Source organism: Phenylobacterium sp. SCN 70-31, from assembly GCF_001724605.1.
Lineage (GTDB): Bacteria > Pseudomonadota > Alphaproteobacteria > Caulobacterales > Caulobacteraceae > Phenylobacterium.
In genome coordinates this window covers 117,188-134,102 of the sequence record NZ_MEEX01000001.1, presented here as the reverse complement: position 1 = coordinate 134,102, position 16,915 = coordinate 117,188, and the positions used below count along the sequence as shown (strand labels likewise).

At 69.8% G+C, this 16,915-nt stretch carries 20 protein-coding genes; 13 read left to right on the top strand and 7 right to left on the bottom strand.

The window, feature by feature from the left end:
• The first annotated feature begins 79 nt into the window (after positions 1 to 79).
• Positions 80 to 1,165, top strand: a complete 1,086-nt coding sequence (locus tag ABS78_RS00700; RefSeq protein ID WP_293373858.1) for an ATP-binding protein — start codon at positions 80 to 82, stop codon at positions 1,163 to 1,165.
• Positions 1,166 to 1,170: 5 nt separating this feature from the next.
• On the opposite strand, the gene ABS78_RS00695 is transcribed toward ABS78_RS00700, so the two are convergent.
• The gene (locus tag ABS78_RS00695; RefSeq protein WP_293373856.1) at positions 1,171 to 1,542 is read right to left on the bottom strand and encodes a response regulator; all 372 of its coding nucleotides are present in this window, start codon (positions 1,540 to 1,542) and stop codon (positions 1,171 to 1,173) included.
• 291 nt (positions 1,543 to 1,833) lie between these two features.
• Between ABS78_RS00695 and ABS78_RS00690 the strand changes: the two genes are divergently transcribed.
• The 6 genes from ABS78_RS00690 (at position 1,834) to ABS78_RS00665 (ending at position 5,050) form a co-directional block, all read left to right on the top strand.
• On the top strand, positions 1,834 to 2,442 hold the full coding sequence (locus ABS78_RS00690) for a response regulator (protein WP_293373854.1): 609 nt from the start codon (positions 1,834 to 1,836) through the stop codon (positions 2,440 to 2,442).
• 200 nt (positions 2,443 to 2,642) lie between these two features.
• Positions 2,643 to 3,071, top strand: a complete 429-nt coding sequence (locus tag ABS78_RS00685) for a winged helix-turn-helix domain-containing protein (protein WP_293373852.1) — start codon at positions 2,643 to 2,645, stop codon at positions 3,069 to 3,071.
• Positions 3,068 to 3,238 (top strand): hypothetical protein, encoded by a 171-nt coding sequence (locus ABS78_RS00680; RefSeq protein WP_293373850.1) that lies wholly within the window; start codon positions 3,068 to 3,070, stop codon positions 3,236 to 3,238. Before ABS78_RS00685 ends, ABS78_RS00680 begins: the two co-directional genes overlap by 4 nt.
• A 489-nt stretch (positions 3,239 to 3,727) precedes the next feature.
• Positions 3,728 to 4,651 carry an adenylate/guanylate cyclase domain-containing protein gene (locus ABS78_RS00675; protein WP_293373848.1) on the top strand — a complete coding sequence of 308 codons (924 nt, stop codon included), beginning with the start codon at positions 3,728 to 3,730 and terminating at the stop codon, positions 4,649 to 4,651.
• A complete protein-coding gene (locus ABS78_RS00670) occupies positions 4,651 to 4,809 on the top strand; it encodes a hypothetical protein (protein ID WP_293373846.1) in 159 nt (52 codons plus the stop codon). The genes ABS78_RS00675 and ABS78_RS00670 overlap by 1 nt, the downstream gene beginning before the upstream one ends.
• A gap of 34 nt (positions 4,810 to 4,843) precedes the next feature.
• Positions 4,844 to 5,050 (top strand): hypothetical protein, encoded by a 207-nt coding sequence (locus ABS78_RS00665; RefSeq protein WP_293373844.1) that lies wholly within the window; start codon positions 4,844 to 4,846, stop codon positions 5,048 to 5,050.
• On the opposite strand, the gene ABS78_RS00660 is transcribed toward ABS78_RS00665, so the two are convergent.
• The gene (locus ABS78_RS00660; protein WP_293373842.1) at positions 5,043 to 6,647 is read right to left on the bottom strand and encodes an ATP-binding protein; all 1,605 of its coding nucleotides are present in this window, start codon (positions 6,645 to 6,647) and stop codon (positions 5,043 to 5,045) included. The two genes, ABS78_RS00665 and ABS78_RS00660, sit on opposite strands and share 8 nt — an antisense overlap.
• Before the next feature lie 165 nt (positions 6,648 to 6,812).
• On the opposite strand from ABS78_RS00660, the gene ABS78_RS00655 reads away from it, so the two are divergent.
• Positions 6,813 to 7,388: a surface-adhesin E family protein gene (locus ABS78_RS00655; protein WP_293373840.1), complete on the top strand. Its 576-nt coding sequence runs from the start codon at positions 6,813 to 6,815 to the stop codon at positions 7,386 to 7,388.
• 25 nt (positions 7,389 to 7,413) lie between these two features.
• On the opposite strand, the gene ABS78_RS00650 is transcribed toward ABS78_RS00655, so the two are convergent.
• From ABS78_RS00650 to ABS78_RS00640, 3 genes are all read right to left on the bottom strand, one after another.
• The gene (locus ABS78_RS00650; protein ID WP_293373838.1) at positions 7,414 to 7,830 is read right to left on the bottom strand and encodes a CHRD domain-containing protein; all 417 of its coding nucleotides are present in this window, start codon (positions 7,828 to 7,830) and stop codon (positions 7,414 to 7,416) included.
• A gap of 77 nt (positions 7,831 to 7,907) precedes the next feature.
• Positions 7,908 to 9,185 carry a cytochrome P450 gene (locus tag ABS78_RS00645; protein ID WP_293373836.1) on the bottom strand — a complete coding sequence of 426 codons (1,278 nt, stop codon included), beginning with the start codon at positions 9,183 to 9,185 and terminating at the stop codon, positions 7,908 to 7,910.
• Positions 9,186 to 9,329: 144 nt separating this feature from the next.
• Positions 9,330 to 11,171, bottom strand: a complete 1,842-nt coding sequence (locus ABS78_RS00640; RefSeq protein ID WP_293373834.1) for an alpha/beta fold hydrolase — start codon at positions 11,169 to 11,171, stop codon at positions 9,330 to 9,332.
• A 366-nt stretch (positions 11,172 to 11,537) separates the two neighbouring features.
• Between ABS78_RS00640 and ABS78_RS00635 the strand changes: the two genes are divergently transcribed.
• The 5 genes from ABS78_RS00635 to ABS78_RS00615 all read left to right on the top strand — a co-directional run bounded on the left by ABS78_RS00635 (position 11,538) and on the right by ABS78_RS00615 (position 15,325).
• A complete protein-coding gene (locus ABS78_RS00635; RefSeq protein ID WP_293373832.1) occupies positions 11,538 to 12,527 on the top strand; it encodes a hypothetical protein in 990 nt (329 codons plus the stop codon).
• Positions 12,528 to 13,049: 522 nt separating this feature from the next.
• Positions 13,050 to 13,259 (top strand): cold-shock protein, encoded by a 210-nt coding sequence (locus tag ABS78_RS00630; protein WP_293373830.1) that lies wholly within the window; start codon positions 13,050 to 13,052, stop codon positions 13,257 to 13,259.
• A gap of 71 nt (positions 13,260 to 13,330) precedes the next feature.
• Positions 13,331 to 13,627, top strand: a complete 297-nt coding sequence (locus ABS78_RS00625; protein ID WP_293373828.1) for a hypothetical protein — start codon at positions 13,331 to 13,333, stop codon at positions 13,625 to 13,627.
• Positions 13,624 to 13,842, top strand: coding sequence for a hypothetical protein (locus ABS78_RS00620; protein ID WP_293373826.1), 219 nt, complete (start codon positions 13,624 to 13,626; stop codon positions 13,840 to 13,842). Before ABS78_RS00625 ends, ABS78_RS00620 begins: the two co-directional genes overlap by 4 nt.
• A 382-nt stretch (positions 13,843 to 14,224) precedes the next feature.
• The gene (locus ABS78_RS00615; RefSeq protein WP_293373824.1) at positions 14,225 to 15,325 is read left to right on the top strand and encodes an NADH:flavin oxidoreductase; all 1,101 of its coding nucleotides are present in this window, start codon (positions 14,225 to 14,227) and stop codon (positions 15,323 to 15,325) included.
• Between the two features lie 23 nt (positions 15,326 to 15,348).
• Here ABS78_RS00615 and ABS78_RS00610 read toward each other — a convergent pair whose 3' ends face one another.
• Together ABS78_RS00610 and ABS78_RS00605 are read right to left on the bottom strand one after the other, a co-directional pair.
• Entirely contained in the window at positions 15,349 to 16,260 is a 912-nt protein-coding gene (locus tag ABS78_RS00610) for an SMP-30/gluconolactonase/LRE family protein (RefSeq protein WP_293373822.1), read from the bottom strand.
• A gap of 101 nt (positions 16,261 to 16,361) precedes the next feature.
• Positions 16,362 to 16,880: a dihydrofolate reductase gene (locus ABS78_RS00605; RefSeq protein WP_293373820.1), complete on the bottom strand. Its 519-nt coding sequence runs from the start codon at positions 16,878 to 16,880 to the stop codon at positions 16,362 to 16,364.
• Positions 16,881 to 16,915 lie beyond the last annotated feature (35 nt).

Below are 16,915 nucleotides of genomic sequence, written 5' to 3'. Positions count from 1 at the left end.
CCCTTCTCTACACCTGCAGGATGTGAAATGCTCGTGATCCCGCGGGTGTTTCGCGCTGGGGTAGGGAAGGCTGGTCGAAGTGACCTCGGTCATGCGCGTGTTCCGCTGGCTTCCCCGGGAGGTCGTCGCGACCGTCCTGGGTGTCTTCATCATCTCGCTCCGTCTGGCGTTCACGGGCGTGCCGGACGGCGAGATGCCGTTCGCGCTCGTGTGGCTGGGCGTGCTCGTCGCGGCCTGGGTCGGCGGCTTCGGGCCGGCGACGGTCGCCAGCGCCGTCGGCCTCGCCATCGGGCAGTACATTCTGGTGTCGGGCGGCAAGTCCGGCATCGGCTTCACCGGCCTGGCTTTCTATGCGCTCTTCTCGCTGATCCTGATCGTCCCGGCTGAGATCTATCACCGCATGAAACGCCGACGGCAGGCGGATCAGCGGCTGCTCGCCGACATGACCGAGCGTCTCAACCGTACGGGACGGCTGAACGCCATGGGCGAACTGGCCGGTGCGCTGGCGCACGAACTCAACCAGCCTCTCACCGCGATCGCGAACTACGCCGGGGCCGCCCAGTACCTGGTCCGGAACAATCCCGCGGCGGCCGAGGATGTCGCCGGCCTGCTCGACAAGATCGTGGGCCAGATCGATCGGTCGCGCGGCATCATCGGCGGCGTCCGGCGCCGCCTCGCGGGGGATGACCTGCAACTGGCGCCGGAATCCCTGAGCGCCATGTTCGAGGAGGCCGCCGAGATCGCCTTGTCCCCCTCGGCGCGCGAGCCCGTCTCCGTGCGCTACGCCTTCGACCGCGACGCCGACCGGGTGATGGTCGATCGCATCCAGATCCAGCAGGTGATGGTCAATCTCGTCCGCAACGCCGCCGAGGCGATGGCCGGCTCGCCCCAGCGCGAGCTGCGCATCGGCAGCGCGCTGACGGCGGAGGGCCTGGTCGAATGCTACGTGGCCGATCGCGGACCCGGCGTCTCGTCCACCATGCGCGAGAAGCTGTTCCAGCCCTTCGCCACCGACAAGGCCGAGGGGATGGGTGTCGGCCTGGCGATGTCGCGCACCATCGTCGAGGCGCACGGCGGCCGCATCTCGGCCGATCCCAACCCGGTCGGCGGGGCGATCTTCCGCTTCTTCCTCCAGCCCGCGCAGGCGTCGGCCGGTGGCTCCTGAGGGTCCTAGCCGCACCGAGCGCGGGAGAGGGCCGCCACGATCTGGTCCAGGCTGAACGGCTTCTCGACGAAAATCGCGCCCAGGCGTGCGGCGGCGTCCGCGATATGGGGCGTCCCACGGCCGGTGATGACCACGGCGGGCCAGGTCACGCCGGCGTCGAGCAGGGCCTGAAGCATCTCCAGGCCGTCCATGTCGGGCATCTGGACATCGGTCACGATGCAGCCGAGTTCGAGATCGGCCGCAGTCTGTGCGAACAGGCGGGACGAGGCGTGCGTGACCACGCGATAGCCGTGCGTGCGCAGCAGGATGGCCAGCGAATCCCGCACAGCCTCGTCGTCGTCGACGATATGGACCAGTTCTTGATCGGCGGAAGTCATGTCGTATGCGGCGTGTCCGGGGCCTTCGGGTGGCCGAGGCAAGGGCGTGGGAACCTGCCGCGAAGCCCGCTGGACTTCACCCTGGGACGAATACGGTATGGCCTCCGCCAACCGTCGCGGGTCGTCAATTCGAGGGCGTAGCGGGCTTTTCTACAGCCTTCGGATGTGAAACTCTCGTGCTTGTCCGAACTGGGTCCGCCGGATCGGGGAGAGTGCCGTGTACCTGCGTTCCGAAGGCCTCAGTAGGCCTCCTGTCGTCGATCCGTCGACCACCGCCCAAGCGGAGCGGCGATGACTCCCCTCGTCCATGTGATCGACGACGACGACGGCGTACGGGACTCGCTCGCCATGTCCCTCGGCGTGCGAGGCGTGGAGGTCCGCACCTTCGCCTCGGCTCTGTCGTTCCTGGAGCAGGCCGGCGATACTGCGCAAGCTTGCGTGGTGACCGACGTCAACATGCCCGAGATGACGGGCCTGGAGCTGCTGGAGCGGATGGCGGGCCGGCTGGACGCCTGTCCCGTCATCGTGCTCACCGGGCAGGCCGACGTGCCGATGGCGGTCGAGGCGCTGAAGCGCGGCGCGTCGGACTTCCTCGAGAAGCCCGTGAGCAGCGATGCGCTGTTCGCGGCCGTCACCGCGGCTCTGGGACGTGTCTCCCGGCGCGCCGAGGAGGCCGCGCGGCGGGCCGAGGGGCGCCGGCGCCTGGAGGCGCTGACGCCGCGCGAACGCAATGTCTTCGACGGCGTCGTCGCCGGCCAGTCGAACAAGGAGATCGCCCGCGCGCTGGCGATCAGTCCCCGGACCGTCGAGGCCTATCGCGCCAGCCTGATGGTCAAGATGCAGGCCGACAGCCTGTCTGACCTCGTGCGCATGAGCCTGGCCGCCGAGGAAGCCAGATAGGGCGGCCATGCCCGCCGCGGTGCGTCGCGGCGTCGCGCGGGGAGCCCCGTAAGTACATCTACGATAGTAGGCGTCCGGAATTTCGCGCGCCTCTTCCGGTCGGCATTCTCCTGTCTGACGGAGCCGGGACGACGGGCGCTAGGCGTCTCACCCCGGATGAACTCGAAACAGGGAGCCGCCGGTCGCCGGCGGTCGAGCGCATGGCCAACGCCTACAAGAGACCTGCCGAGGTGATCGCCGAGCAGCAGGACCTGATCGCCGACCTGGATCGGATGATCGAACTCCTGAAGGGCGCCCTGGCGGCGGCCGGCATCGAACGTCCGCCGGCGTACCGTCCCTGGATGAAGGGCCTCACGCCGCAGGAGCGGGGTCTGCTGGGGGCGCTCTACAGCCACTATCCGAACCCGGTCGACAAGCATGCGCTGCTGGAACACATGCCGGGGCAGGACCATGTCGAGGATCGTCAGGTCCAGCTCGTCGCCCTGAAGGTGCATCATCTCCGCGGCAAGCTGGGTCACGACGCCATCGAGAGCATCCGCGGACTGGGCTATCGTCTCAGCGCCGCCGAATACCACGCGATGCGCGAGGCCGAAGGTGCGGCGGTCGTACCGTTCAAGGTGGCGGCGTGAGCCCCCCGGTCTCGATCGCGGCGGGACAGGCCACCGGCTTCGTCCGGGCCGCCGCGCCGGCCCGCGGGCGGAAGCTGCCGGTCGGGGTGGGCCTCCTCGCCGGGGCCGGCGTCTCGGCCGCCCTTTGGCTCGGTCTCATCGGCGGGGCGATGGCCCTGTTGGGCTGAGACGTCCCGCAGCCTTCGCTACGTGGAACCTGCCGTCGGTAGGTATCCGATATCCAGTCAGCCTCCGGCCGGGCCGCTCGCGCGCTCCGCCGGAGGCTTTTTGTTTCCGGGCCTCCAGGCCGACGCTCCGCTCGGCGCGCAACCCGTGCGGTCGGGGGACTGCAACTTGAAGAGGCTTTCGGCGCTGCGGCGCCGTTCTGGACCGTCGTGAGCGCCGCCTTCCATGAGCGGCTCTCACGGCTGTTGATCAAAGTAGAATTGACTGTTGGTTAAGGTTGTTTTCTGAAAAATCTTGAGTTCATAACTCATTAATGTCTCGGAATTCCCCATGAATTTCGGGAATGCTCCGTTGAAACCGAAAGGTGGCGTCGTCCGCCTGTGACAAGCCGCCACAAGCGGATTTCCTACAGTGGAATCCCGTAGGGGTTGCTTCGGAATATTAACCGCGGAACAGCCGTGCCATTTTCGATCGTGACGAGGGAGACGGTCATGTCCGCGATCGATTGCGACAACCTTTGGGCGATCCGGCCCGCCTGGGCCGAGCCCGGGACACGCGGGAATTCCCCCGCACGACGCGGCTTCGACACCGCCCGGCGCGGCCGCGCCGGGCCTTCGCGGCGTCCCGCGCCGTCCGCCGCCATGTCGTCCGCCGCCATGCCGGCGTCGACCGCAACGCTGCGGATGCTGTCCGAACTCCAGGCCGAGCGCCAGCGGGCCGAGCGCATGTGCGACGCGCTTTCCAAATATGTGCCGCCGCAACTGGTCGACCGCCTGATGGCCAGTCCCGACGGGTTGAGCCTGGGCCACGAGACCCGCGACGTGACCATCCTGTTCGCGGATATCCGGGGCTTCACCGGGATCGCCGAGGCGATGAAGGGCCAGCCCGACCGCCTGGCCGACGTGGTCAACGCCGTGCTGGAGCCGCTGTCCGACATCGTGCTGGCCCACGGCGGCGTGCTCGACAAGTACATGGGCGATTGCATCATGGCGTTCTGGGGCGCACCGGATTCCGATCCCGACCACGCGCGCCGCGCGTTCGACGCCGCCCGCGCCATGATCGAGCGGATGCCGGCCATCGACGCCGAGGCCCGAGCAGTCGCCGGAGACGACGTCCGCCTGCCGCGGATCGATATCGGGGTGGGCCTGAACTCCGGCGACTGCGTCGTCGGCAACGTCGGCAGCCGGCGACGCTGGGACTACTCCGTGCTGGGCGATCCGGTGAACATCGCCTCCCGCCTGCAACAGCTTTGCAAGACCTACGGCCGCTCGCTCCTGGCGGGCGAAGCGACCGCCCGCCGCCTGATCGGCGCGGCGGACCTCGTCGAGATCGACCGGACCACGGTGCGTGGCCGCTGCGAGGCCCAGGGGATCTACGCCCTTGCGTCCGCCGCGGCCGACGGGAAGGCGTCGTGATGCGCCTAGCCCGATCCTTCGGCCCGATCCTTGTCGCCCGTCCGCTGCGATCCCGTGCGGCGCGATTGCCCCGTGGAATCGGGCTGCTGTGCGCCGGCGGCCTCTCGCTGGGCCTGTGGGCCGGCCTGATCCGGTTCGCCTGGCTGGTCGTCGCCTGAACACCGCGCGTGGTCGCGGTCAAAGGAGGTTTCCATGAGACCTGTCTCTTGCATCCCGGCGTTCGCCCTGGCGCTTCTGGTCGCGCCCGGGGTTCTGGCGACCGTCCGGCAGCCGGCTCCTCCCGCCGCCGGCGAGGAGGCGGGGTTCGCGCCAGCCGATGCGCCCGTGGTCCGGCGTCAGCCTCTTCCCGTCGTCCTCGCCACGGGCGGTGCGACCCTGATCCTGCCGATGGTCAGGTAGCTGCGGCCTTCGGCAGGGAAAAGCAGAACACCCCGCCGTCACCCTCCTCGGTCCAGATGCGGCCGCCGTGCGCCTCCATGATTCCGCGCGAGATCGAGAGCCCTATGCCCAGGCCTTCCGCCTTCGTGGTGGTGAAGGGTTCGAACAGCTTCTCCCGCACCTCGGGCGCGAGGCCGGGTCCGGTGTCGGAGATCCGGACGACCACCTCCTTCGCCGAGGCGCTCACGGTGATCTCGACCCGCCGCTCGGTGCGGCTTTCCACGGCTTCGAGCGCGTTGCGGATGAGGTTCAGCGCGACTTGCAGGATCTGGGTGCGGTCGATGCGCACCGTCGCCGGCGCGTCGTCCGGCGCCTCGATCCGCAGGTCCGTTTCCCGGTGGCGAGGGTCGAGCCGCGCCAGTTCGAGGGCCTCGTCCAGCAGCGCGCCCATGTCCTCCAGGCGAGGTTCGGTCTCATCCCGCGTCGCGACGCCCCGTATGCGTCGCAGGATCTGCCCGGCGCGTTCCACCTGCGCCTTGGCCCTGCCCGTGAGGTCCAGGATGTCGTCGGGTGAGGTTTCGGGGCGCCGGGCCTGGAGCGCCGCGGCCGTGAGGTAGTTGCCCGCCGCCGTCAGCGGCTGGCCCAGTTCGTGGGCGATCGCCGCGCTCATCCGGCCCAGTTCGCTGAGCCGGCTGGCATGCCTGAGCGAGGCCTGGAGTTCGTCGATCCGATCGCGCGCCCGCCTCGCTTCCGTGACGTCGGAAACCACGCCGGCGATGCGCGCCACCCGATCTTCCGCGTCCCGGATCGCCGCGCCACGCAGTTCGATCCACCTGACGCCGGCCCCCTCGGCGGCGGTGCGGACTTCGACCTGGAACGGCGCCCGTCCCGCGCGCGCCTCGTTGAACAGCCGCTGGCTGCGCTGCAGGTCGTCGGGGTGGATGGCGCGAAGCAGGTCGGTCTGGTCGAGGGCGGCGTCGGCCGGCCAGCCCAGGATCTCGCGGCACCGCGGCGAGGCGTCGAGCGCCAGGGTCGACAGGTCCAGTTCCCAGGCGCCCAGCCGGCCGGCGTCGAGGGCCAGGCGCAGCCGCGCCTCGTTCCTCCGGGTCTGCATGCGGGCCATGACGGCGTCCACGGCGGCGGTTGTGGCCCGCGCGAGGCCCTCGACCAGGGCCAGGTCGCCGGGCGTGAACTCGCGTTCCGTGGCCCAGTACGAGCCGATGGCGCCCAGCGGCGCCTCGGGGCGGACCGGCGCCATGATGAGGCTCTTCACGAAGGTAGGGCGGTAGGCGTCGTGCGGGATGCGGGGATCGACGTAGATGTCGGGGATGACCGCCGGCTCGCGGTTCAGCATGCACCATCCCGAGATGCAGGCGGTGAGCGGGAAGCGCCGCCCTTTCCAGAGCGGCCCGATGGCGTTCTCCTCCACGTAGTGGCACTGGTCGCCGTCTCGCAGCACGAAGGTGACGCCGTCGGCGCCCGAGACCCGCCGGGCGGCGTCGCGCACGATGCCGATGATCGCTTGCAGGTCCTCGGCCGCGGAAAGCCGCTCGACGACCGATACCAGGGCGAGCCACTTCTCGTTGGGGCCGTCATGCCCGGCCCGCTTCGCCTCCATCGCCGCCCATCCCCGTACGCCGCTCGAACTCGATTACTCGGAGCGAACGCATACAATCACCGGATCATGACTTTCACAAACCAACTTCGAGTTGAATGGCGACGGAGTCGCGGGTGGGGTGAAGACGGTAGGCGCCGTTAAGATGTGCGGTCTAAGTTGCCGGGCATGATCGCACGCGGCGTCCTCGTCCTTGGCGCGGCCCTGGTGGCCGGGAGCTTCCTGGCCCCTGGCGCCGCCGCGGCCCGCACGTTCTACGTCGTCCAGTCCGGCGCCGACGCCTGGACGGTGATGGACCCCGAGGGCATCGAGCGCGTGGGCGACAGCGCCGTGCGGCGCGCCTGGTCGGTGCGTGTCCAGCGCAACATCCTGACCGGAGATCCGCCGACGCCGGGATACGTCCGCACCCTCAGCGAATACGACTGCGCCGTGGGTCGCACCCGCTGGCGCGAATTTTCGGCTTTCTCCCGCGCGGGCTCGCTTCTAGTCAGCAAGGTGAATCCCAATCCCGAGTGGGGTCCGGCCGAGGAGGCGAGCGACCTCTACTCGGCCTATCGCGTGGTCTGCGAAGGCGGGGGCGGGGGCGCGGTGGTCTCGGCCGAATCCGTGGCCAAGGTCGTGATCAGCCTGATGGGCGCCTGGGATCCGCCGCCCCAGCCCGCCGCGCCGCTCGCGCCTGCGCCCAAGGCGCCGCTCCCGAAGGCCCCGGCGCCGAAGACCCCACCCGCCAAGGCGTCGCGCTGACGCCCTGGGCGCGTCTGCGAGATCTCTACTTCGAGAGCTGGCCCCGGATCGCGCCGGCGGGGTGCTCGGCGTTGTGGACGTTGACGTAGTAGCCGCCGGGATTGGCCAGGATGTCGGCCACGACCGGCTGGCCCGCCGTGGCGCAACCGGTGGCCTTGCCCGCGGCGTCGGGCGTCGCAAGCGGCACCACCACCGGCCCGGAGGCGCCCGCGGCGCCCTTATGGATGTGGGCCATGGTGGCCGGCGCGATCTTCTCGACCGTCAGATCGTAGCAGACCTCGTTCTTGGCGCTGTCGATCCGGAAGCTGGCGTGGCCCGCTCCGTCGGTGTCGGGCGATCCGGCGCCGCCCAGATGGGCAGACAGGCGGGTCTCGGCGGCCAGGGCGGACCCTGCCGCGGCGAGGCTGGTCGCTGCGACGATGAGGGTGAGTGTCTTGAGCATTGGCGTCTCCTTCCCGTCCCGACCTGAGGCCGGGAGGGAAGCGCGGTCGGAACCGCAGGTCAACGCCTGTCGGCGCCTCAGTTTCGGGTCGGCAGAATGACCGGCAGGTCCTCGTAGCCCTTCACGAACGACGAGAAGACGCGGCGGGGCGGGCCCACCACCTCGATCCGCGGGAAGCGGGCCAGGATCTCCTCCCAGATGATCTTGAGCTGGAGTTCGGCCAGTCGGTTGCCCACGCAGCGGTGGATGCCGAAGCCGAACGACAGGTGCTGGCGCACGCGCGGCCGCTCGATCCAATAGTCGTTCGGGCGGTCGATGACCTCTTCGTCGCGGTTGCCCGAGACGTACCACATGGCGAGCTTGTCGCCTTTCCTGATGGTCTTGCCGCCCAATTCGTAGTCCTGGAGCGCAGTGCGGCGCATGTAGGCCAGCGGCGTCTGCCAGCGGATGGTCTCCGACACCATGGCCGGGATCAGGGCCGGGTTGTCGCGCAGGATGCGGTTCTGGTCCGGGTTCTGGTGCAGGGCCAGGACCGAGCCTGTGATCGTGTTCCGAGTGGTGTCGTTGCCGCCCACGATCAGCAGGATCAGGTTTCCCAGGTATTCCATGCGGTCCATGTCCCGCGTGGCCTCGCCGTGGGCCAGCATCGAGATCAGGTCGGGCTGCGGCGGGGCGTTCACCCGCTCGTTCCAGAGCTTCATGAAGTAGTCGACGCACTCGAACAGCTCCTGGCGCCGCTCCTGCTCGGCGATCTCGGGATCGGTCGAGCTGAACAGGCCGGAGTCCGGCGAAGCGGTGGCGACGTCCGACCAGCGGGTCAGTTTGCGCCGGTCCTCCCACGGGAAGTCGAACAGGGTCGCCAGGGTCATGGTGGTCAGCTCGATCGACACCTTGTCGACCCAGTTGAACGTCTCGCCGATCGGCAGGCTGTCCAGAATCTCGCCCGCGCGCTTGCGGATGATCGGCTCGAGATACGAGAGGTGGTGCGGGGCCACGATCGGCTGGACCGTCTTGCGCTGCACGTCGTGCTTCGGCGGGTCCATGGCGATGAACATCGGAAGCGTGAAGTCTTCCTTCGGATCGGGCAGCACGATGGTGGGTTCGGACGAGAACGCCTCGTGGTTCGTGTCCACGGCCATGATGTCGTTGTACTTGGTCACCGACCAGTAGCCGCCCACGTCGTCGAACCCGGACTCGGCCCAGTGGACGGGGTCCTCCTTCCGGAGGCGCTCGAAGTAGGGCCACAGGGTGTCGGTGCGGAACAGCTCGGGGTCGGCCGGGTTGATCTCGCTGAGCGGCATCGAATAGGCCGCGTCGCGGGCCGCGCGGTGCAGGTCGATCGAAGCGTCGTCCATGAGATCCTCCGTAGGGGCCTTGAACGGCCCGCTCTGCGTCAGCGCGAACGATGGTCCCTGAGGCGCCGCAAGTCAACGAAAGATGACGACCCCGTCAACTTTTCCGCGCCGCAACACGTGGGACTAACGCGGGGCGGCCCGGCGTCAGAACAGCGCGGCGATCTCGCGGGCATGGGTGTCCTGGATGAACCGCCCGCCCGTCTCCAGCCTCACATGGCGCAGGCCAGGCAGGCGCCGCCAGGGGTCTTCGCCGTCGGCCCGGGACCATAGCGGGTCCAGGCCGCCCGTCACCACGGTCCAGGGCGCGGAGCCGGACAGCGTCGGCGGAGACCAGGCCGGATAGGCGGTCTGCTCGGCGCTCAGGCCGTCCGCAGTCCGCGCGCCGCAGGTCAGCAGTTCGGCCACCGCCGCATGCCGCCACGCAGGGTCGGCGATGAGCGCCGCGTCCGCCGGATGGCCCGAGAACAGCCGCGCCATCAGCAGCTCGGTGAGGCGCACACCGGCGCGCCGCCGCAGCAGGCCGTGCACGGCGACGATCGCGCCGGGGCGCTCGATCCCCATCCGGACCCAGTCGCGGACCAGCTTCGGCCCCGTCGGGATGGCGCGCGGCGGCCGGGGCGAGATCAGCAGGCCCGAACCGACCCGGTGCGGATACAGCGCGGCGAAGGCCAGCGCGGCGGGCGCGCCGCCGTCGCGCGACAGAACCCGCACGCGGTCCAACCCCATCTCGTCGAGCACGTGCGCCATGTCGCGGGCCGCCGCCTCGAAGGGATCGCCGCCTCCGGCGACGACGTCGGTCAGGCCGAAGCCGGGGCGGTCCAGGCCGATCGGTCTCAGGCCGCGCTGCTGCAACGCCTCGCGCAGCCGCCACGCCACCCGCCGCGATCCCATGCCGCCGTGGACGAACAGCACCGGCTCGCCCCGCGGCGGGCCGAAGTCGGCGGCCGCGACCTGGCGATCCGCGTGCTGGAAGATGCGGGTGACGCCCAGCAGGCCTTCCCGGTCCGAACGGCCGGTCTCGTCCGCCTCGGCGAAGGCGACGAGCGCCCGCGCTTCGGCCAGGTGCCGGGGCAGGTCCGCCACGCGCGACAGGCCTGTTCGCGCCAGCAGCGCCCGGGCCTGGTCGCGCACGGTGTGGGGGCTCAGGCCCAGCCCGGCCGCAGCCTGCGGCAGGGTGCAGCCCTCGGCCAGGACGTGGGCCAGGCGCATCTCGGCCGGCGCCAGGCCCAGGGCGCGCCGCAGTCCGACGTCGCGGGCCCAGTCGCAGACGCTCTCGTCCGCCACCAGTCGTGTCAGTCGCGCCAGCAGGGCGCCGCGGCGGGGCGCGCCCGTCCGCCGCAGGAGGGCGCGCACCCGTTTGCGCGCGGCCGGCTCGGACAGGCCCAGGCGCGCGGCGGCGGTGTCCAGGTCGTGCGACGCGACGAGTTGGGTCAGCAGATCGTGCTCGGCGGCGCTCAGGCCGTGGGCCCGGGCGGCGACGTCCGCGAATCCGGCCATCCGGGTCGGGGCGAAGGCCATCGCCAGCACCACCCCGGGCCTCCCGTCGCCCGTCGCACCGTCCCTCCGGCCGTCGCCCGCGTCGCGCCAGGCCTGCGCGACCGGCCAGGCCGCCGCGACGGTGCGACGGGCGAAGGCGCACAGGACGGGCTGGCCCTGCCGGTCCGACAGCGACGCATAGGCGATCGCGGTCCGTGGCGGGCGCAGCGGCAGGTCCGGGCCGTCCTCGCCGAAAAGGTCGCGCCACGCCTGGCCGGTCCAGATCGGCCGTTCGCCCTGGAAGGCCGCCGCGGCGAGGCCCCAGCCCGGCGCCAAGGTCCGGCAGGCGAGAGGCGTCTCGTCCATCCGGCGCAGGACCTCGAGCGCGGTTCCGGTGCTGCTCGCGTCAGTCTCGCTGGCGCCGGTGTCGTCGCCGAGGCGGTTCCAAAGCTCGAAGAAATGCTCGGGCTCCAGCCCGCCGCTGGAGGCCTGACCATCGGGACGCTGCACCAGAACGACCTTCCGCGACTTGCCGGTGGACGAGCTTAACCTCGTCACAGGCCCCGCGGCCACTTCCGCTGCGCTCCAGGGTCCGTCACGACGGACGACTGGGCGGCCGGTCGCCGATCGCGGCAGGGGCGGACGGCCGGTCGTGGATCGCGGGCGGGGGTTGCAGGACGCCGTCTCCTTCGTGGCGTCCGTCAGGATCGATGTCGCGGACGCCGGAGCGCATCCCCCCTTCGGATATCCCGCCCCTCGTGTGTCCGGCGGGGATGTCCACGGCCTCGTCCGCGCGGGTCAGGTATCCAATGCGGGGATGCGCCGGCCCGGTTCCCGGCCGCACCCTGTCGTCCTGGGTGTTTGCAGGAGCCGGTCATGAAGTGGGTATTGGGCGTCGCCGGAATGTGGGCGTGCATGGCGGGCGCTGCGGCAGCCCAGCCGCTACCCGCCTCGCTTGCAGCGCCCATCGTGCTGCCGTCCCAGCCGCCGGCGAAGTTCACGCGCAACATCCTGGCCGGTGACAAGGTGCGGACCCGCGTGTTCGTGCCGTCGTACCGGGTCTCGTTCATGGTCAGCGCCGGAGCCCAGGCCCGGACGACGGACACGACCGCCAGCGCCGACACGGTGCTCAGCGGCGCCGAACCGGCGCTCATCCAGGCGATCACCGACCGGGCCTACGCCGATTTCCTGGAACGGCTCGCGGCCGCCGGCTTCACCGTGGTGACGCCCGAGGAATGGCGGGCGGCGGCGGGCGCCGACCAGCTCAAGGCCGGCGCCGGCGACATCGAGATCCAGAAGATGGGGAACCTGGGCGCCCGCCAGGCTTACGCCCTGGTCCATCCGACAGGTCTCGGCTCGTGGCCCGAGAGCGCGATGCCGGTCAATCTGGGGCCGGTCCGCACCATGACGAGGGTTCTGGACGCGACCATGCTGGCGCCGCGCTTCACGGTGAACTACGCCCATGTGAAGGCGTCCGGCGGCGGACCGATGGCCATCGTCTCCCGCGGCGCCCAGGCCTCGTTCCAACCCGGCATCCACGGCGGCCCGGTGATCGGCGGGTTCTCGATGGAACCCTGGCGCGTGCGTGTCGGCCAGCACGGCGGCTTCCTGGAATACAAGGTCGACGGCTCGCTGGAGGCGCCGGGCGCATTCGGCTCGGTCAGCTCGGGGCGCGGCCCCGCCGTCTCGACCGCAGCCGGCGCGCGCGCGGTCGACACCTGGAGCGGCCGCCTGGGCTATGTCTCGCACGCTTCGGCGACGGGACGCTTCGAGGTGGACCCCGAGGCCTACGCGCGCCTGGCGCTCCAGGCCCTGGCTCTTCAGAATCAGGTCGCGGTCAACGAGCTGGCCAAGGCCCGCCGCTGAGCGTCGGCGGGCCCGCGTACCGCGCCTGCATCATCACGGCATGCGACGGCCGGCTGTCGCACCGGCCATTCTGAGGTCCCGGTTCTTCAGCCTCGAAGGAAGGCGGTTTCACCCTGCACCGTCACCTGACAGGCGCGGCCGGCGTCGAACAGCGTCCGGGCCCTCCGCAGAGCGCCGGCGCGGGAGATTTCCTTGTCGAGGGAGTAAGCGAAGAGCTCTCCTTCGAACTCTGCGGCCCAGCCACCTTCGTGCCGGAGAACATGGATGACGACGCGGCTTGCTTCTGACCTCATGGCCCTCAATAGCAGGGGGGTGTCCCTATTGGAAAAGTATTATTCTAGACAAGACTTGCGAAATTCGTTTCGTGAGCCCATATTCCAGAAATCAAATATCGCTTTGGCTCACTTGGCGTCGCGTCTCAATTTCGAATTGACGTGCCGCATCACAGATCGACCCTCACCGAAAATTTGATCTTCCCGCCCGATTTCGGGTGCGAGAACTCATGTCCGGAAAGGGACGATTATGCAAACTGGCACTGTAAAGTGGTTCAATGGCCAAAAGGGCTTTGGCTTCATCCAACCGGAAGACGGCTCGAACGATGTCTTCGTCCATATCTCCGCCGTCGAACGGGCCGGGATGGTGTCGCTGCACGAGGGACAGAAACTCGCCTTTGAACCTCAGCGTGACAGCCGCAGCGGCAAGCTCGCGGCCGAGAATCTGCAGGCCGCCTGACGGCCGCAACAGGCGTTCGTCGGCGGTGTCGTTGGCGAACGCTTCGTTTTCACATGTCCTCGGAGGTGGCGATGTCAGAAGTCTCGAAGCGGTCGGCCGAGTACCGGACCCATGCCGCGGAAGCTGCCAGAGCCGCGGAAGCCACGTCGCTGGCTCAGCTTCGGGCGAAGCATGAAAGCGCGGCCGAGGCCTGGACCAAGCTCGCGACCGAGGAAGAAACCCGCGAGGCCACCCGGGAGCGCCGGGCGCAGATGGACGCCGCGCGCCAGGCGGAACGCGACGCCTCGCAGGCCGAGCCAGACAGCCCCGCCGCCGAGTCCTTGGACGAGTCCTCATCCGAGCATTCGGTCGATCAAGGCGCGGGATGAAGGAATCTGGCGCGCCACCCCCCGAGGGCCGGCTGCGCCGCGGGGGCGGCGCGCTCATGGCTGGTGTCAGCGCCAGCGGCGTGATCCTGCTGGCCGACCTCGTCGCCTCGCGTTTCTACCGGCTCGACCAGGGTGATCACTGGCTGCTGACGGTGTCGGCCATGACCGGCGCCTTCGTCTTCGCCCTCTTGGCCCGCCGCCGTAAACGCGACTGACGGGTCTGCGGCGGACGCGCAGCTTGAAGGATCTCGAACGAGTTCGAGGCGCCTCACCGATCCGCTGGCGAAGCCGCTGAGCGCCCCTCCTTCCAAAGGCGAAAAGCACGAAAGCGCTCGGCTCCCCCAACGGGTGGGGCTTCAACATGCCCTTCGTCTCCATCGGGCATTTCGGGAATCCCAAGATGGACTCCGCGATCCCGCAGGCGTCACCTCCGCTGCGCGCGCCCCAAACCCGCTCCTCTCCCCATCTCCGGCCCTTGACCGCGCCTGCGATGTCCAGCGCCCAGCAACGCTCTCGGAGCGGCGCCAGGAAATCTGTGGGTGGCCCGGCGGTGAGGGTCGGATAAACACCCGTTTGAACCTCATGCGGGGAGCGCAAATGTCCGCCGACGTCCTCTTTACCCCCTTCGCCATCAAGGGCCTGAACCTGCCCAACCGGATCGCCATGGCCCCCATGACCCGGTCGTTCTCGCCCGATGGGGTCGCCACCGCCGATGTCGCCGCCTACTACCGCCGCCGCGCCGAGAATGGCGTCGGCCTGATCATCACCGAGGGTACGGGCGTCGACCGCCCCGCCTCGCTCAACGATCCGAACATTCCGCGCTTCCACGGCGACGCCGAGCTTTCGGCCTGGAAGCGTGTTGTGGACGAGGTCCATGCCGCCGGCGGCAAGATCGCCCCGCAGCTCTGGCACGTGGGCGCCGTCAAGACCCGCAGCGAGACCTGGACCCCGCCCGGCCCCTACGACAGTCCCTCGGGCCTCTCGCGTCCCGACAAGGTGTTCGGCCAGCCCATGACCGACGCCGAGGTGGCCGACGCCATCCGCGCCTTCGCCGACGCCGCCGCGGCCGCCAAGGCCCTGGGCTTCGACGCCATCGAACTGCACGGCGCGCACGGCTATCTGATCGATCAGTTCTTCTGGGACGGCACGAACGTCCGGGAGGACGCCTACGGTTCGAAGGAGCTGTCGGGTCGTGCCCGCTTCGCCGCCGACATCCTGCGCGCGGTGCGCAAGGCGGTGGGCCCAGACTACCCGGTCATCATCCGCGTCAGCCAGTGGAAACAGCAGGACTACGCCGTGAAGCTGGCCGACACGCCCCAGGCGCTGGAGGCATGGCTGGGCGCTCTGGTCGACGCCGGCGCCGATGTCATCCATTGCTCCCAGCGCCGCTTCTGGGAGCCCGAGTTCGACGGCAGCGACCTCAACTTCGCCGGCTGGGCGAAGAAGGTGACCGGCGTGCCCACCATCACCGTCGGCTCGGTGGGCCTCTCGGGCGAGTTCATCGCCTCCTGGGGCGGTGAAAAGTCCGAGCCGGCGTCTCTGGAGCGCCTGGAGGCCATGCTGGAACGCGGCGACTTCGACCTGGTCGCTGTGGGCCGCGCGCTGCTCCAGGATCCCGAGTGGGTGCTGAAGATCCGCGACGGCCGTCAGTCGGAACTCCAGGCCTACGACCGCACGGCCCTCGCGACGCTGTATTAGTCCTCCCGGCGCAGGGCCGGCGGCTATGCGTTGAAGTTCAGCTTCAGTCCCGGCCGCGGCCAGCGGGCCCGGTAGAGCTTGCCGGTGGCCGACGCGGTGATCCAGGCCGTGCGCATGTCGTCGCCGCCGAAGCAGATGTTGGTCGTGATCAGGTCGGGCACGGGATAGTGCTCGACCGAGCCGTCCGGGTCGAAGGCCGTGACCCCGCCGTTGATAATGGTGGCCACGCACACCTTGCCCGAGGCCTCCACGGCCAGGCTGTCCAGGAGCTGGTAGCCGGGCAGGTTGCAGATCACCCGGCCAGGCGCGAAGCCGGGGTTGGGCGCGAGTTCGCCCGGCGCGGTCACGTCGAACGCCCACAGGCGGCCGAGCTGGGTGTCGGCCACATAGACCACCGTCTCGTCGGGCGAGAGGCCGACGCCGTTGGGCGAGATCATGTGCCCCCGGTGCTGGCGGATGTGGCCACCATCGGTGCGCGCGTAGAAGACGCCGCCGTTCTTGCGGCCGTCAGGCGTCGAGCAGCCGTGGTCGGTGAACCAGAAGCCGCCGCTCTTGTCGAAGACGAGGTCGTTGGGGCCGACCAGGCGCTTGCCGTCGCAGGAGTCGTAGACCGTCTCCAGCTTGCCGGTCTCGAAGTCGTAGCGCTGGATCATGCCGCCGGTGTGCGCCGGCGGCGTGGGGCCGGGGATGGTCAGGCCGCCGTTGTCCAGCCAGACGAACGATCCCCCGTTGTTGGTGATCCAGAGCGCGCCGTCGGGGCCGATCGCCGCGCCGTTCGGCCCGCCGCCGGTCTCGACCACGGTCTCGCGTCGGCCGTCCGGCGTGACGCGCGAGATCCGCTGCGCCTTGATCTCGGTCAGGATCACCGACCCGTCCGCCATCGCGACCGGACCCTCCGGAAACGCCAGCCCTTCGCAAACCAGTTCGAGTTCCATCCCGTCGTCCCTTCCGCGTCGTTGCGGTGACTATCTCTGCGCCGCCGCGCTGGGTGAAGCCCGAAATCCGGTCTCACGTCGCGTCGGTCCGGGCCGTCCTTCTAGCGCCGGTCGAGCACGCGGACGGTGAAGGGATATTCGTCCGCCTCCGAGGCGGGATGCGCCTCGCGCCGCACCTCGATCCAGCGGCTCTCGTCGATGGGCGAAAGCACGACGTCGCCCTCCACCTCGGCATCGACGTCGGTCAGGTACAGCCGTCGCGCCTTGGGCAAGGCCAGTTCGAACAGCGACGCCCCGCCGATCACGCAGACCTCGCTCGCGCCGTCGTCCTCGGCCTGCTCGCGGGCGATGCCCACGGCCTCGGTGAAGTCTTCGCACACGATCGCGCCCTGCGGTTCGAACGAACCGTCGCGCGAGAGGACGATGTTGGTCCGCCCCACCAGCGGCCGCTTCGGCAGGCTCTCCCAGGTCTTGCGGCCCATGATCACCGGCTTGCCCATGGTGACGGCGCGGAAGATGGCGAGATCCGTCTTCAGCCGCCACGGGAGCGTCCCGTCGCGCCCGATCACGCCGTTTCGGGCGCGGGCGATGGGGCCGGCGGCGAGGATGACCTGTGACATGGCGTGCTAACTAGCGCGAACCTTCGCCGCCGTCA